The organism is Mesorhizobium sp. P2_E10 (assembly GCF_056404235.1).
Genome location: NZ_JBFUEK010000001.1, coordinates 801043 through 815816 on the forward strand (window position 1 = coordinate 801043; position 14774 = coordinate 815816).

Below are 14774 nucleotides of genomic sequence, written 5' to 3' on the forward strand. Positions count from 1 at the left end.
CCGTGCAATGTGCGGGGCGGTTAAAGTTGACAGTTACAGTTTAGAATAATTCTAAACTGTTGTTTCAATTGATTTTTCTTGTCCGTGCCAGTTGACTTCCCGCCCCGCCGCCGCTTTATGAGAGCCTCGCGCAGCAAGCGCATCCCTTTGATGTCTGGGCCTTGAACCCTTTCGATTGGAGGCATTTCGGTGTCTTTCTTTAGCAAATCGCGCCCGTGTCGCGGCCTCTTTTTCGCCCGATGGCAGATGCATGCCGCGGCGCCGATCATCCATTGCTGCGCCGTCGGCGCCGACATTTCACTGAAATTCCTGAGGAGACGACAATCATGAGAGCGATGATCACGGCACGGTATGGCTCAAGGCTTGCTGCGATCGGCGCCACGGCACTGCTGACGGCGGCAGTGTTCGTGCTGCCGGCTAAGGCGGAAACCGATGCCAAGGCGGTCATCAAGACCTATTCGGACATCGCGCTCGCCAAATACGAGGATTCGTTGACCACGGCGCAGGCGCTCGACACGGCCGTCGATGCGCTGCTTGCCAAGCCTTCGGTGGAAACGCTGACCGCCGCGCGCGAGGCCTGGAAGGCATCGCGCATCCCCTACCAGCAGACCGAAGTCTACCGTTTCGGCAACAAGATCGTCGACGACTGGGAAGGTAAGGTGAACTCCTGGCCGCTGGACGAAGGCCTGATCGACTATGTCGCCAAGAGCTACGGCACCGAGTCCGACGCCAACGCGCTCTACACCGCCAATGTGATCGCCAACAAGTCGATCGAGATCAACGGCAAGAAGGTCGATGCCACCAACCTGACGCCGGAATTCCTATCCGGCACGCTGCAGGAGGCCGGCGGCATAGAGGCCAATGTCGCCACCGGCTATCACGCCATCGAATTCCTGCTCTGGGGCCAGGACCTGCATGGCACCGGCGCCGGCGCCGGCGAGCGGCCCTACACGGACTATGACCTTGCCAATTGCACCGGCGGCAATTGCGACCGGCGCGCGCAATATCTGAAATCCGCGAGCGACCTTCTGGTTTCCGGCCTGCAGGAGATGGTTGGCAACTGGAAGGAAGACGGCGCCGCCCGCAAAAACCTCGTCGACGGTGAGCCGAACACCGCCATCTCGGTGATCTTCACCGGCATGGGCTCGCTGTCCTATGGCGAACTGGCCGGCGAGCGCATGAAGCTCGGCCTGTTGCTGCACGATCCGGAAGAGGAGCATGACTGCTTCTCCGACAACACCTATATCTCCCATCTCTATGACGCCATCGGCATCCGCGCCGCCTATCTCGCCAGCTACACGCGGCTCGACGGCACCGTCATTCAGGGACCGTCAGTGCACGACATGGTCAAGGCCGCCGATCCGGCGATCGACAAGGAACTGTCGGACAAGCTGGATGTCTCGGTCGCCAAGATGGAAGCCATCAAGGCCCGCGCCCTGGCCGGCGAGGCCTATGACCAGCAGATCGCCGAGGGCAACGCGCAAGGCAATGCAACCGTTCAGGCGGCAATCGACGCGCTGATCGACCAGACCAAGTCGATCGAACGCGCCGTTGGCGCCCTCAAGCTCAACAACATCGCTTTCGAAGGGTCCGACAGCCTCGATGCGCCGGACAAAGTGTTCAAGTAAGGTCTGACCAAGAAACAAGCCACACGGTGCGGAGGAGCGCGCCGTCAGCCAGAGCAAGTCGATGCTGATCTGCCATTGCAACATCATCACGGAGAAGGAAATCGAGCAGACGATCGTCGCACTGCTCGATCAGGATCCGTGGCAGCTCATCGTGCCGGCGAAGATCTATCACGCCATGCAGAAGCGCGGTCGCTGTTGCGGCTGCTTCCCAAATGTGGTCGAAACGATCATTCGGGTCACCGAAAATTACCACGCCCGCTCGGAGGCGAACGGCGTGGACATCGTTTCACATCTGGATCGCGTCAGAGGCCTGCGCGTCCAATACGGGAGCAGAACCCATGAAAGGCGAAAAGCAGGTCATCGAGCGGCTTAACGAGGCGCTGTTTCTGGAGCTGGGGGCGGTCAACCAATACTGGGTGCATTTCCGTCTTCTGGAAGACTGGGGATACGCCAAGCTGGCGAAGAAGGAACGCGCTGAATCGATCGAGGAGATGCACCATGCCGACCGGCTGGTGGCCCGTATCATCTTCCTCGAGGGACATCCGAACCTGCAATCCGTGGCGCCTTTGCGCATCGGGCAGAACGTCAAGGAAGTGCTCGAATCCGATCTTGCCGGCGAATATGACGCACGCACCGCCTACAGGCGCTCGCGCGAGATCTGTGAAGAAGCAGGCGACTACGTGACGATGAAACTGTTCGAGGAATTGCTGGCCGACGAGGAAGGTCACATCGACTTCCTCGAGACGCAACTCGATCTGCTCGCCTCGATCGGCGAGGAAAAATACGGCCAGCTCAACGCGGCATCGGCCGACGAAGCGGAATAAGGACATGCGGGAATGCGGCGCCCCTTAGACATTCTGCGCCGCTTACGGCAGGCCGACCTCGGCCTGCCGCCCCAGAAAAACCCGCGACACCAGATGTTTCGCGGCGTATCGCTTGCCGTCGTGGTGACCCTGACGGCTTCGGCCCAGGCCGGTGCGCCGGAGCCGGCGGGCCTTGCCACCAGCCGCACGGACCTCACGCCGAAAGACCTGGCGCGCGTCATTGCCGTCACCCGGCCGACCACAGATTTCTCCAAGCCCGAGCCATTCGAGCTGATGCAGGGCGGCGCCGGCACGTCGAGGAAGGGCGTCGACAGGGACGCGTTCTCGCAATCCGCCGCCAACATCACCTTCGAGGAAGAGGGCACTTTCAAGCTCGGCAATGCGCTTTTCCGCAAGAACTGGGTGTCGTCGCCGTCGTCGACGCAAGCCTCGGACGGGCTCGGGCCCCTGTTCAATGAGCGGGCCTGCCAGAACTGCCATCTCAAGGACGGCCGCGGTCATCCGCCGGAGGGCGATGCCGGCACCACCTCGATGTTCCTGCGGCTGGCGCGACAAGCGAGCAGCGCGGAAGAGAAGGCCGAGATCGCCGACCAAAAGGTGCTCAATTTCCCCGACCCGGTCTATGGCACCCAATTGCAGGACTTGGCCGTTCCGGGCCTGCCGGGCGAAGGCAAGATGCATGTCGACTATCGGGAAGAGCAGGTGACGCTCGGCGACGGCAGTGTCGTTTCGCTGCGCAAGCCCAGTTATTCGGTCGACAATCTGGCCTACGGGCCGCTCGATCCGCACACCACACTGTCGCCGCGCCTGACGCCGCCGATGATCGGGCTCGGCCTGATCGAGCAGATCGCTGCGGCCGACATTCTCGCCAACGCCGAACCGGACGACCGCAACAATGACGGCATTTCCGGCAGGCCCAACATCGTGCGCGACATCATGAGCGGTGCGCTGACGCTCGGCCGTTTCGGCTGGAAGGCGCAGACGCCGTCGATCCGCGAACAAGCGGCGGATGCTTTCGCCGGCGACATCGGCATTTCGACGCCGGAAGTGCCTGATCATTGGGGCGACTGCACCGCAGCCGAGCAGAAATGCCTGGCCATGCCGAACGGCGTGCAAAAACGCCTCGGTCCGGTCGAGGCACCACCGCCGATCATGGATCTCGTCACCTTCTATTCGCAGAACCTTGCCGTGCCCGCGCGGCGCGACGTCGACGCGCGCCAAGTGCTCGCCGGAAAGAAGATCTTTTACGACATCGGCTGCATTGCCTGCCACACGCCGAAATTCGTGACCATACGCAGCACGCCCAACAAGGCGCAGGCCTTTCAACTGATCTGGCCGTATTCCGACTTTCTGTTGCATGACATGGGGCTTGATCTCGCCGATGGGCAGGCCGTGGGCGACGCCACCGGCAGCGAATGGCGCACGCCACCGCTATGGGGCATCGGCCTGACCCAAACCGTCAACGGCAACGCTTTTTTCCTGCATGATGGGCGCGCTCGCAGCCTTGATGAGGCCATCCTGTGGCATGGTGGCGAGGGCCAGAAGGCGCGCGACCGCTTTGCCGCCGCCAATGCTGCCGACCGCGATGCGCTGGTCAAATTCCTGGAGTCACTCTGATGTTGAAGCGTTCTGCGCTGGTTCTCGTTCTTCCGCTGGTTCTGCTGGGTGTTTTCCCGGCATCCCCGGCGGTCAAGGCCTCAGAAATCATCCAGCGGGCGATCGACGGCTTTGTCCGCCCGGCCTATGCCGGCTTGCATGACCATGCGGGACGTTTGACCAAGGCAATGCACACGCTGTGCGACGCGGCCTCGCAAGCCGATCTCGATGCGGCACGCGCCGAATTCTCGGCCACGGTCGAAGCCTGGTCTTCCGCCGAAATCATCGGTTTCGGGCCGATCAAGGAGAACAACCGGCTGGAACGCATGCTCTATTGGCCGGATCGCAAGAGCATCGGCCTCAAGCAGGTCCAGGCGGCATTGGCCGGCAAGGATCCGACCGCCACCGATCCGGCTCAGCTGGCCGGCAAGAGCGTCGCCATGCAGGGCCTGGGCGCGCTGGAATTCGTGCTCTACGGCGACGGCGCCGAGACGCTCGCCGGCAAGGACGATCCCTATCGCTGCGCCTATGGCGCGGCGGTCGCCGGTAACATCGAAACCATGGCCGCCGATGTCAGCGACGCCTGGAACAGACCGGATGGGTTTGCCGCGCTCTGGGCCAATCCCGGACCGCAAAACGCGCTCTACCGCGATGGCACCGAAGCGGTGACCGAACTGGTCGGTGTCTTCATCAATGAGCTGGATATGGTCCGCGACGTACGCCTGAAAGGCTTTCTCGGCGGTAAGCCGGAAGCCGACAAACCCAGGCAGGCGATCTATTGGCGCTCGCAAAACACCGCCACGTCACTGGCTGGAAATCTATCCGGCATCGATACGCTATTCCAGGCCTCGCAACTGGGTGACGCGCTGCCGGAAGATGCGCGCTGGATGGCGGACTCGATCCATATCCAGCTGGTCAACGGCGTCGCGACCGCGAAGTCCATCCAGGGTCCGATCGACAAGGCGCTCGCCGATCCGGTGCTGCGTGACAAACTCGACCATTTCGCGCTGATCACTTCGAGCCTGTCGACGCTGATAGGCACCAGGCTGACCGCCGAATTCGGCCTGACCGCCGGCTTTTCCTCGCTCGACGGGGACTGATCATGAGAACGCCGCTGATCGGCCGCCGCGATTTCCTGAGGGCCGCAGGTGCCGGCTTTGTGGCAGCTATGGCGCCGTCGGCTTGGGCAAAGACGCTCGATGCCGACGCTGTCTTCGCCACCGCTTTCGTAAAGCGCGACGGCAGCCATGGCGCGGCGATCCTCTCCGATTCCGGCAAGGTGCTGCATGCGATCGACCTGCCCGATCGCGGTCATGACGTCACCTTCGATCCAGTGTCGAAGCGCTCGGTGGTCTTCGCCAGGCAGCCCGGCACCTTCGCCGTGGTCTTCGATCACACCGGCCGCGACAAGCCGCAGACCATCGCCAGCATCGCTGGCCGGCACTTCTTCGGCCACGGCGTGTTCTCTGGCGATGGCGCGCTGCTCTACGCCACCGAGAATGATTTCGACAACGCCGCCGGGGTCGTCGGAATCTATGACGCGCGGGCGAAATTCAACCGCATCGGCGAGTTTCCGACCTACGGCATGGGCTCGCACGAGCTTCTGCTGCTGGGCGACGGCAGGACCCTGGCCATTGCCAATGGCGGCATCGAAACCCATCCGGATTTCGGCCGCGCCGAGCTCAACATAGCGACAATGAAGCCGTCCTATGTGCTGGTCGACCGCGTCACCGGCGATCTCATCGAAAAGCATGAATTGCCGACCGCACTGCACCAGCTGTCGATCCGCCACATGGATGCCGATCAGTCCGGCACCGTCTGGTTCGGCTGCCAGTACCGCGGGCCGGGCACCGACCGTCCGCTGCTGGTCGGCCGCGCCGCGCGCGGCAAGGCGTTGCAGCTGCTCGATATGCCGCAGGACGTGCTTTCCGGCTTTCGCAATTACATCGGCTCGGTCGCCGCCAACCCGGCGAGCGGGATCGTCGCCGTGTCCTCGCCGGAGGGCAATTCGCTGGCGTTGATCGACGTGGCCAGCGGCCGCATCGTCGCCACCCGGTCGCTGGCCGAGGTCTGCGGCGTCGCGCCCGACAAAGCGAGCTTCATGGCAACGACAGGCGCCGGTGACATCGTCGAAGCCGGCGGCGCGACACGCTCCGAACCGGACTATGTCTGGGACAATCACATGCTGCGCATCGAGCAGGTTGCGTAGGCTGGGCTGTCGTCCTGGCAAAGCAAGCCGCTTAACTTTCTCCTTGCGGTCACGGGCCATGGCGGGGCACAGGGAATTGTTTCTCGAACCGGCCGCCTCATGAAGTTGCTTGCCATCGACTGTGCCGCCTCTCTCTGTGCTGCCTGCGTCTACGACGCGGCGGCCGGGAAGGAGCTTGGCCGCTCGGTGCTCAACCTCGGCAAGGGTCATGCCGAGCATCTGATGGCCGTCATCGATACGGCGTTGAAGGCCGGTGGAACCGACTTTGCCGGCCTCGGCGCCATCGCCGTCTCCATCGGTCCCGGCTCCTTCACCGGCCTGCGCGTCGGCGTTTCGGCGGCGCGCGGCCTGGCGCTGGCGCTGAAAATCCCGGCGATCGGGGTGACGACGCTGGAAGGGCTCGCTGCGGAAGCAGCAGCTGGATTTCCCGGCCGCGCCGTGTTCGCCGCGCTCGATGCCGGGCGCGAGGAGATCCATGCAGCGCTTTACGATGAATTGTCGGTTTTGCGCTATGGTCCTGACGTGACCACGCTCTCGCAAGCCGCCACCATGGCGGCGGACAAGTCTCCGGTCCTTGCCGGTACCGCTGCCATGCAGATCGCCGCGACCGTCGGGCACGCCCTAGACATCGGTCCAACGGCTGCCACCGCCGATATCGCCGTCTACGCACGGCTCGCCGCCGCCAAGGGCGAGGGCGAAAAGCCGAAACCGCTCTATCTGCGTGGTGCCGACGCAAAGCCGCAGGCCGGCTTTATTCTTTCGAGGCAGGAAGAATAATGCGCATTCCCTTCCTCCAACCGCGCCGTAGGGATTATGCGCTCGAACCGCTGACCATTGCCGACAGCCCGGCGGTGTCGGTTCTGCATCGCGAGGATTTCGTGCGACCGTGGACCGATGGCGAATTCGCCGCGCTGCTCGAGCAGGACACGGTGTTCGGCTATGCCGCGCGCGAGACGGGACACGGCGCCAAGCCGCCGGTCGGCTTCGTGCTGGCGCGGCTGGCGGCCGGCGAGGGCGAGATCCTGACCGTCGCGGTGGCGCGATCGCATCGCCGCCAGGGGCTCGGCTGGCAATTGATGGACGCCGTGCTGCGCGAACTGCACGCGCAGCGCGCCGAAGCGCTTTTCCTCGAGGTCGACGAGACCAACGTCGCCGCCATCGCGCTCTACCGGCGGCTCGGCTTCCGTGAGGTCGGCAAGCGCGCCAACTATTACAAATCGCCGGAACACGGCCCGACCGGCGCGCTTGTCATGCGCCGCGATCTTCGCTAGCAGAGCGCGGGCAGGGCCAGGGCGAATGATCAAGAAAATCCGGATTTTCCTGGCGCTGGGCCTCGTTGTCGTCAGCTCGCTGATCCTTGTGCCGCTGCAGATCCTGTCGATGAAGACCGGGATTTGGCCCGAGACGTTCATCCTCAAGATCTGGCACAGGATCATCGTCAGGGCGCTCGGCATGCGCATCCATGTCAAAGGCACGCTGTCCAACCAGCGCCCGCTGCTGGTGGCGTCCAACCACATCTCCTGGACCGACATCATGGTGCTGGGCTCGATGGTCGATGTAAAATTTATCGCCAGGGCCGATATGGAAGGCTGGCCCCTGATCGGCATGCTGTCGAAGCTGCAGCGCACCGTCTTCATCGAGCGCGAGCGCAAGCGTTCGTCGGGCGATCAGGCGAGCGAGATCGCCAACCGCATGGCCAAGGGCGATGCCATGGTGCTGTTTGCCGAAGGCTCGACCGGCGATGGCAATTTGCTTTTGCCGTTCAAGAGCACGCTGTTCGGCGCCGCCTCGATGGCGCTCGCGGAAGGCGCAGTCGACCAGGTGTTCATCCAGCCGGTGGCGATCGTTTACACGCGCCTGCATGGCGTGCCGCTCGGCCGCCGGCACCGGCCGATTGCCGCCTGGATCGGCGACGAGGACCTGATGCCGCATCTCAAGGTGTTGCTGGCCGAGGGCGCTCTCGATGTCGAGGTGCATTTCGGCGAGCCGGTTCCCTTCTCCAAGGGCTCGAACCGCAAGGAAACGTCGAAGCTGATGGAAAGCCAGGTGCGCGCGATGATGCAGGCGGCACTCGCCGCGCCGCGGCCGAGCCGGTAGTTCCAAGCCGCTCCGGGCAAAAGCGTCTGTTTTTTGTCACCAAAAGGCGTTAGAAGCCGCCGGATGGATTTGAACACGATAGAACGGGACGACATCGCCACGGCGACCGAAAGCGCGGTCACGCCGGCTGCTGCAACCAGGAAGGTCTTCGTCAAGACCTATGGCTGCCAGATGAACGTCTATGACTCACAGCGCATGACCGATGCGCTGGCCGCCGACGGCTATGCGGCGACGGATGCCATTGGCGAGGCCGATCTGGTGCTGCTCAACACCTGCCACATCAGGGAGAAAGCGGCGGAAAAGGTCTATTCCGAACTCGGCCGCATCCGCGAGATGAAGGCCGAACGTGCCAAGGTCGGGCGCGAGATGCTGATCGGCGTTGCCGGTTGCGTCGCGCAGGCGGAAGGGACGGAGATCCTGCGGCGTTCGCCGGCCGTCGATCTGGTCATCGGCCCGCAGACCTATCACCGGCTGCCCGATGTGCTGGCAAGGGTGCGTGGCGGCGAGAAGGTCATCGAGACCGACTACGCCGTCGAGGACAAGTTCGAGCATTTGCCGCAGCCCAGGCGCGCCGAAGTGATCAAGCGCGGCGTCACCGCCTTCCTCACCGTGCAGGAAGGCTGCGACAAGTTCTGCACCTTCTGCGTCGTGCCCTATACAAGAGGCTCGGAAGTGTCGCGGCCGGTGGCGCAGATCGTTGCGGAGGCCGAGCGTCTGGCGGAAGCCGGCGTGCGCGAGGTGACGCTGCTCGGCCAGAACGTCAACGCATGGCATGGCCAGGGCGAAAACGGCGCGGAATGGGGCCTTGGCCGCCTGCTGTTCCGGCTGGCCGAGATTCCCGGCCTTGCCCGGCTGCGCTACACCACCAGCCACCCGCGCGACATGGACGACGAGCTGATATCAGCCCACCGCGACCTGCCGGCGCTGATGCCCTACCTGCATCTGCCGGTGCAATCGGGCTCCGACCGCATCCTCAAGGCGATGAACCGCAGGCACACGGCAAAGGACTATCTGACTCTGCTCGACCGTGTTCGCGCCGCGCGCAGCGACATCGCGCTTTCAGGCGACTTCATTGTCGGCTTCCCCGGCGAGACGGAAGCCGATTTCGAGGCGACGATGCAACTGGTCCGTCAGGTAAATTATGCCTCGGCCTTTTCGTTCAAATATTCGCCGCGTCCCGGCACGCCGGGCGCCGAGATGACCGATCATGTGCCGGAAGCGGTCAAGGACGAGCGCCTGCAGCGTCTGCAGGCTCTGCTTGTGAAACAGCAGCAGGATTTCGGCGCCAGCCTGGTCGGTAGGACCATTGATACGCTGATCGAGAAGCCCGGCCGCCAGGCCGGCCAGAAGGTTGGCCGCTCGCCATGGCTGCAGCCAGTTATTGTTGATGAAAAGGCCGGCGAAATCGGTGACATTATCCAGGTGCGAATCACGAAGACGGGCTACAATAGCCTGTTCGCCGAATTGGCCTGACGGCCTCGGCAGATGAGGAGAGACGGTTGAGCGCTGCTGAAGTGAAGAATCTGCCTCAGAGTTTGACGTCTGGGGCCTCGGATATGGCGCACATCGTTCTGACTTTCGACAACAACAAGCTTGCCAGCGCCCTTTACGGCCAGTTCGACGAGAATCTGGCCCGACTTGAACAAAAGCTCGGTATCGATATCCGCTCGCGCGGCAATCAGCTGACCATCAAGGGGTCCGCTTCGGCAGCCGAGCAGGCGCGCCGCGCACTCGACAATCTCTACGGCATTCTCCAGAAAGGCGTCGATATCGGCCAGTCGGACGTCGATGGCGCCGTGCGCATGGCGATCGCCGCCGACGACCAGCTGACGCTGCCGACGCTGGAGCGCAAGGGCAAGGTATCCGCCGCCCAGATCGCTACCCGCAAGAAGACGATCTATGCCCGCTCGCTCAACCAGGACGCCTATATGCGCGCGCTGGAGCGGTCCGAGCTTGTCTTCGGCATCGGCCCGGCCGGCACCGGCAAGACCTATCTGGCGGTGGCGCATGCGGCGATGCTGCTCGAACGCGGCATGGTCGAACGCATCATCCTGTCGCGGCCGGCGGTCGAGGCTGGTGAAAGGCTCGGCTTCCTGCCCGGCGACATGAAGGAAAAGGTCGATCCGTACCTGCGGCCGCTCTATGACGCGCTCTACGACATGATGCCCGCCGACAAGGTCGAGCGCGCCATTGCCGCCGAGGTGATCGAAATCGCGCCGCTGGCCTTCATGCGCGGCCGCACGCTGGCGCATGCCGCCGTCATCCTCGACGAGGCGCAGAACACCACGCCGATGCAGATGAAGATGTTCCTCACCCGTCTCGGCGAGAACTCGCGCATGATCGTCACCGGCGATCCGACGCAGATCGACCTGCCCTCCAACACCAAATCGGGCCTGGTCGAAGCGCTGCGGGTCCTTGATGGCGTGGACGGCGCGGTAACGGTGCGCTTCAACGACGGCGACGTGGTCCGCCACCCGCTGGTGGCCGAAATCGTCAGGGCCTATGACCGCGACGCCAAGCTGGCGCGTGGTCTCGGCGTCGAGAGCTGATGTGACGATGCCGGCTCATGCCTGAAGACTTAAAACCTGGCGACGGGGATTTTTCGGTTCCCGTCGAGATCGACATCTCTGTCGAAGCCGGCGACTGGCCCGATGAGGCAAGCTTGACGCGGCTGGTCGATCGCGCCGTTGCTGCCGCGTTTGCCGAAACCGGTGTTGCGGGGCAGTCCGAGCTCAGCATCGTCTTTTCCGACGATGCCCATATCCGCACCCTCAACGCCGATTGGCGCGGCAAGGACAAACCCACCAACGTCCTGTCTTTCCCGGCTTTTCCGTTCGTCATGGGTGGTCCGCTGCCGCCGATGCTGGGCGACATCGTGCTGGCCGCCGAGACCGTTGCGCGCGAAGCGGCACTGGAAGACAAGCCGATCGACAACCATATCACCCATCTCGTCATCCACGGCCTGCTGCATTTGCTGGGCCACGATCACGAGACCGATGCCGAGGCAGAGGCAATGGAAGCCATCGAGCGCGCCACGCTGGCAAGGCTTGCCATTCCCGATCCCTACGCGTAACTACAAAAGACCAAATGACCGGACGACGATGAACGACAAACCAGAAACTGCCGCCCGCCCCGAAGCCGGCAGTGCGACCAAGCCTTCCGATACGACGGAAGAGGGCTCGAGTCCCAGTACCACGACCGGCAGCCCCGTTTCTGGCAGCATTGCCAGCGAGCCATCGCCTGCCGGTCCTTCCCTGTTCGACCGCGTGATCGGCCTGTTCCGGCAGCGCAACGGCACCAGCCTGCGCGAGGAAATCGCCGGCGCCCTGGCCGAAACGACAAGCGACGCCGGCGCCTTTTCGCCCGGCGAACGCGCCATGCTCAACAACATCCTGCGTCTGCGCGAAGTGCGCGTCGAGGATGTCATGGTGCCGCGCGCTGACATCGAGGCGGTCGAGATCACCACGACTTTGGGCGATCTGCTCGGCCTGTTCGAACAGTCCGGCCATTCCCGCATGCCGGTCTATTCCGAGACGCTCGACGATCCGCGCGGCATGGTCCACATCCGCGACGTGCTGGCGCACATCACCAAGGTCGCCCGCGTCAAGAAGGGCAGGACATCGAGGAAAGCCCCAGCCGCCACGCTGCTCGACCTCGCCCAGGTCGACCTTGCGCGCACCATCGGTGAGTTGAGCCTGATCCGCCCGGTGCTCTTCGTGCCGCCGTCGATGCTGGCTTCCGACCTGATGGGACGGATGCAGGCGACGCGCACCCAGATGGCGCTGGTCATCGACGAATATGGCGGCACCGATGGTCTCGCCTCGCTGGAAGACATCGTCGAGATGGTGGTCGGCGACATCGAAGACGAGCATGACGATGACGAGCCGATGATCACCCAGACCGGCGATGGCGTGTTCGTCGTCGATGGCAAGGCCGAGATCGACGAGGTCGCCAAGATGATCGGCGAGGACTTTACCGCCGGCGAGCATGGCGAATATGTCGATACGATCGGTGGCATGATCTTCAACACGCTGGGCCGCGTGCCGGCGCGTGGCGAAGTGGTGCAAGCCATACCCGGCTTCGAGTTCCACGTGCTCGATGCCGATCCGCGCCGCGTCAAGCGGGTGCGCATCGTGCAGAGCCAGAAAGGCGAGCGCCGCCGGCGCGCCGTCCGCACCGAGCAGGCGTAAGGAAGCGCCGACCAATGGCGGTCGACGATCCGTTCAAGCACGCGACCCTCGGCTCCGGCATATTCTACAAGGACCCGCGCGCCGCCTTGCGATGGCTTGAGACGGCCTTCGGCTTCGAGCCAAGCATGGTCGTCAGTGATGCCGACGGGAAACTCGTCCATTCCGAAATGCGCTTCGGTGACGGCTATATCATTGTCGATTCCGAATGGGCCGCTCACATCGCCAGCCCGGCTTCGGTGGGCGGCAGGAACACCCAATCGGTCTATATGAGGCTGAAAGACGGCCTGGACGCTCATTGCGAGCAGGCGCGGGCGGCCGGCGCCGACATCGTCCAGGAGCCCGCCGATCAGTTCTACGGCGAGCGGCTGTATCGGGCGCGCGACCCCGAAGGCCATGCCTGGACCTTCACGCAAACCCTACGCTCGGTTCCCCGCGAAGAGGCCGAGCGGGTCGGTGATGTGCAGATCGAGGGTTGGCACCGCTAGATCACATTTAAGCGGTTTGGAGCGCGGACTGCAGCCTGCTAAATCTTCTGCCGTGATTCGCGCGATGTGGAAGCCTCGATGCAGCGCCTTGCCGGCCGGATAATTCTGCTTTGGGGCTGGCGGCGCGCGCTGGTAGCGTTTCTCGCCGGGGCATTGGCGGTTCTGGCCCAGGCGCCCTACGATTTTTTCGCTGTCTGTTTCGTTTCGTTTCCGCTGCTGGTCTGGCTTCTCGATGGCGCCACCGGCGAAGCCTCCGACGGCTGGCTGCGGCGCCTGCGGCCGGCCTTTGCCGTCGGCTGGTGGTTCGGTTTCGGTTATTTTCTCGCCGGCCTGTGGTGGATCGGCTCGGCACTTCTGGTCGAGGCCGACAGTTTCGCCTGGGCCTTGCCGTTCGCAGTCATCGGCATCCCCTTCGCGCTCGCCTTTTTCTATGGTTTCGCCACGGTCGTCGCCCGGCTGCTGTGGAGCAACGACATCGGCCGCATCGCCGCGCTGGCCTTTGGTTTTGCCCTGGCGGAATGGCTGCGCGGCTTTCTGTTCACCGGCTTTCCCTGGAACGCCGTCGGCTATGCGGCGATGCCGGTGCCCTTGCTGATGCAGAGCGTCTCGCTCACCGGCATGATCGGCATGAACGCGCTGGCGGTCTTTGTTTTCGCGCTGCCGGCGCTGCTTGCGGCGCAAAGGCATCTGCGCCTGGGTGCCGCGCTGCTGGTCATTCTTGTCGGCGCCCATGTCGGCTTCGGCTATGTCAGGCTTACCGCTGCGGTCGCGCCTGCAACCCGCACCGTCGATGTCCGCATCGTGCAGCCTGACGTCGATCTCAGCGAGAAGTGGGACGCCTCGGTGCGCGACCGCATCTTCGCCACCCTGATGGGGTTGTCGGCCAAGGCGCCGGAGCCTGGCCACGGCAAGCCGCAGCTGATCCTGTGGCCGGAGACGTCGGTGCCGTTTCTGTTTACCGAGCGCCCGGATGCGCTGACGGCGCTGGGCGAGATGCTTGGGACCGGCCAGGTGCTGGTTGCCGGCGTCGTGCGCGAGGAGGGCGGCTCGGCGGCGAATGCCAGCAGCCGCTATTACAATGCCGTGGTGGCGATCGACGACAAGGGTGAGATCACCGATGCCGTCGACAAGGTTCATCTGGTGCCGTTTGGTGAATATCTGCCTTTCGCCGACCTGCTTGGCCGTTTCGGCGTCGATCAGCTCGTTGCCGGGCCGATGAATTTCGCCGCCGGCAATGAGCGCCACCCGATCGCGCTGCCCGGCGGCATCCGCGCGCTGCCCTTTATCTGTTACGAGGTGATCTTTCCTGATCTGGTAGCAGTTGACGCTGCGTCAGCCGAGCTTATTGTGAACGTCACAAATGACGCATGGTTCGGCGACACGCCGGGTCCGTACCAGCACTTCAGGCAGGCTCAGATTCGCGCGGTCGAGAATGGATTGCCCTTGTTGCGTGCCGCCAATAACGGCATTTCCGCCGTTGTCGACGCGCACGGACGCATCGTCGACGCTTTGGCCGTCGATGCGCGAGGCGCCATCGACGTGCGGGTGCCGGTCTCCGGACAGGCTCTCGTCTCCGCCGGCCAGAGGCGCATTAACGGAATGCTGATCATGTTGCTGTTTGCCATGATCGCCCTCGCATTGAATGTAAGGCAACGGCTACGGGTGAATTGACAGTCGACACATTAGAAACTCATACTGTACGCGCCTAAAATTTCTCGAAGTCGGTTGGAGGTTCTGTTGGGGCA

Annotated in this window: 15 protein-coding genes; all 15 read left to right on the top strand. The window is 63.6% G+C overall.

Features of this window, described 5'->3' with window-relative positions; all coding sequences use genetic code 11:
- The first annotated feature begins 335 nt into the window (after positions 1-335).
- The 15 genes from AC1D0N_RS03905 (at position 336) to lnt (ending at position 14700) form a co-directional block, all read left to right on the top strand.
- On the top strand, positions 336-1628 hold the full coding sequence (locus tag AC1D0N_RS03905) for an imelysin family protein (protein WP_477241886.1): 1293 nt from the start codon (positions 336-338) through the stop codon (positions 1626-1628).
- Positions 1629-1689: 61 nt separating this feature from the next.
- On the top strand, positions 1690-2001 hold the full coding sequence (locus tag AC1D0N_RS03910; protein WP_477241565.1) for a (2Fe-2S)-binding protein: 312 nt from the start codon (positions 1690-1692) through the stop codon (positions 1999-2001).
- A complete protein-coding gene (gene bfr, locus AC1D0N_RS03915) occupies positions 1967-2452 on the top strand; it encodes a bacterioferritin (RefSeq protein WP_477241567.1) in 486 nt (161 codons plus the stop codon). Before AC1D0N_RS03910 ends, bfr begins: the two co-directional genes overlap by 35 nt.
- A 12-nt stretch (positions 2453-2464) precedes the next feature.
- Positions 2465-4069: a di-heme oxidoreductase family protein gene (locus AC1D0N_RS03920; RefSeq protein ID WP_477241569.1), complete on the top strand. Its 1605-nt coding sequence runs from the start codon at positions 2465-2467 to the stop codon at positions 4067-4069.
- Positions 4069-5148 carry an imelysin family protein gene (locus AC1D0N_RS03925; protein ID WP_477241571.1) on the top strand — a complete coding sequence of 360 codons (1080 nt, stop codon included), beginning with the start codon at positions 4069-4071 and terminating at the stop codon, positions 5146-5148. Before AC1D0N_RS03920 ends, AC1D0N_RS03925 begins: the two co-directional genes overlap by 1 nt.
- A gap of 2 nt (positions 5149-5150) precedes the next feature.
- Entirely contained in the window at positions 5151-6257 is a 1107-nt protein-coding gene (locus AC1D0N_RS03930; protein WP_477241573.1) for a DUF1513 domain-containing protein, read from the top strand.
- A gap of 99 nt (positions 6258-6356) precedes the next feature.
- Positions 6357-7034: a tRNA (adenosine(37)-N6)-threonylcarbamoyltransferase complex dimerization subunit type 1 TsaB gene (gene tsaB, locus AC1D0N_RS03935; RefSeq protein WP_477241574.1), complete on the top strand. Its 678-nt coding sequence runs from the start codon at positions 6357-6359 to the stop codon at positions 7032-7034.
- Complete coding sequence (gene rimI / locus AC1D0N_RS03940; RefSeq protein ID WP_477241576.1) at positions 7034-7528, top strand: ribosomal protein S18-alanine N-acetyltransferase; 495 nt, start codon at positions 7034-7036, stop codon at positions 7526-7528. The genes tsaB and rimI overlap by 1 nt, the downstream gene beginning before the upstream one ends.
- A 25-nt stretch (positions 7529-7553) precedes the next feature.
- Positions 7554-8354, top strand: a complete 801-nt coding sequence (gene olsA / locus AC1D0N_RS03945) for a lyso-ornithine lipid O-acyltransferase (protein WP_477241578.1) — start codon at positions 7554-7556, stop codon at positions 8352-8354.
- A gap of 63 nt (positions 8355-8417) precedes the next feature.
- Complete coding sequence (gene miaB / locus AC1D0N_RS03950) at positions 8418-9827, top strand: tRNA (N6-isopentenyl adenosine(37)-C2)-methylthiotransferase MiaB (protein ID WP_477241580.1); 1410 nt, start codon at positions 8418-8420, stop codon at positions 9825-9827.
- An 83-nt stretch (positions 9828-9910) separates the two neighbouring features.
- Positions 9911-10903, top strand: coding sequence for a PhoH family protein (locus AC1D0N_RS03955; protein ID WP_477241582.1), 993 nt, complete (start codon positions 9911-9913; stop codon positions 10901-10903).
- A gap of 17 nt (positions 10904-10920) precedes the next feature.
- The gene (gene ybeY, locus AC1D0N_RS03960) at positions 10921-11427 is read left to right on the top strand and encodes an rRNA maturation RNase YbeY (RefSeq protein WP_477241584.1); all 507 of its coding nucleotides are present in this window, start codon (positions 10921-10923) and stop codon (positions 11425-11427) included.
- A 28-nt stretch (positions 11428-11455) separates the two neighbouring features.
- Positions 11456-12544: a hemolysin family protein gene (locus AC1D0N_RS03965; protein WP_477241586.1), complete on the top strand. Its 1089-nt coding sequence runs from the start codon at positions 11456-11458 to the stop codon at positions 12542-12544.
- 14 nt (positions 12545-12558) lie between these two features.
- Positions 12559-13029, top strand: coding sequence for a VOC family protein (locus tag AC1D0N_RS03970; protein ID WP_477241588.1), 471 nt, complete (start codon positions 12559-12561; stop codon positions 13027-13029).
- 78 nt (positions 13030-13107) lie between these two features.
- Positions 13108-14700 carry an apolipoprotein N-acyltransferase gene (gene lnt, locus AC1D0N_RS03975; RefSeq protein WP_477241590.1) on the top strand — a complete coding sequence of 531 codons (1593 nt, stop codon included), beginning with the start codon at positions 13108-13110 and terminating at the stop codon, positions 14698-14700.
- Positions 14701-14774: the final 74 nt, after the last annotated feature.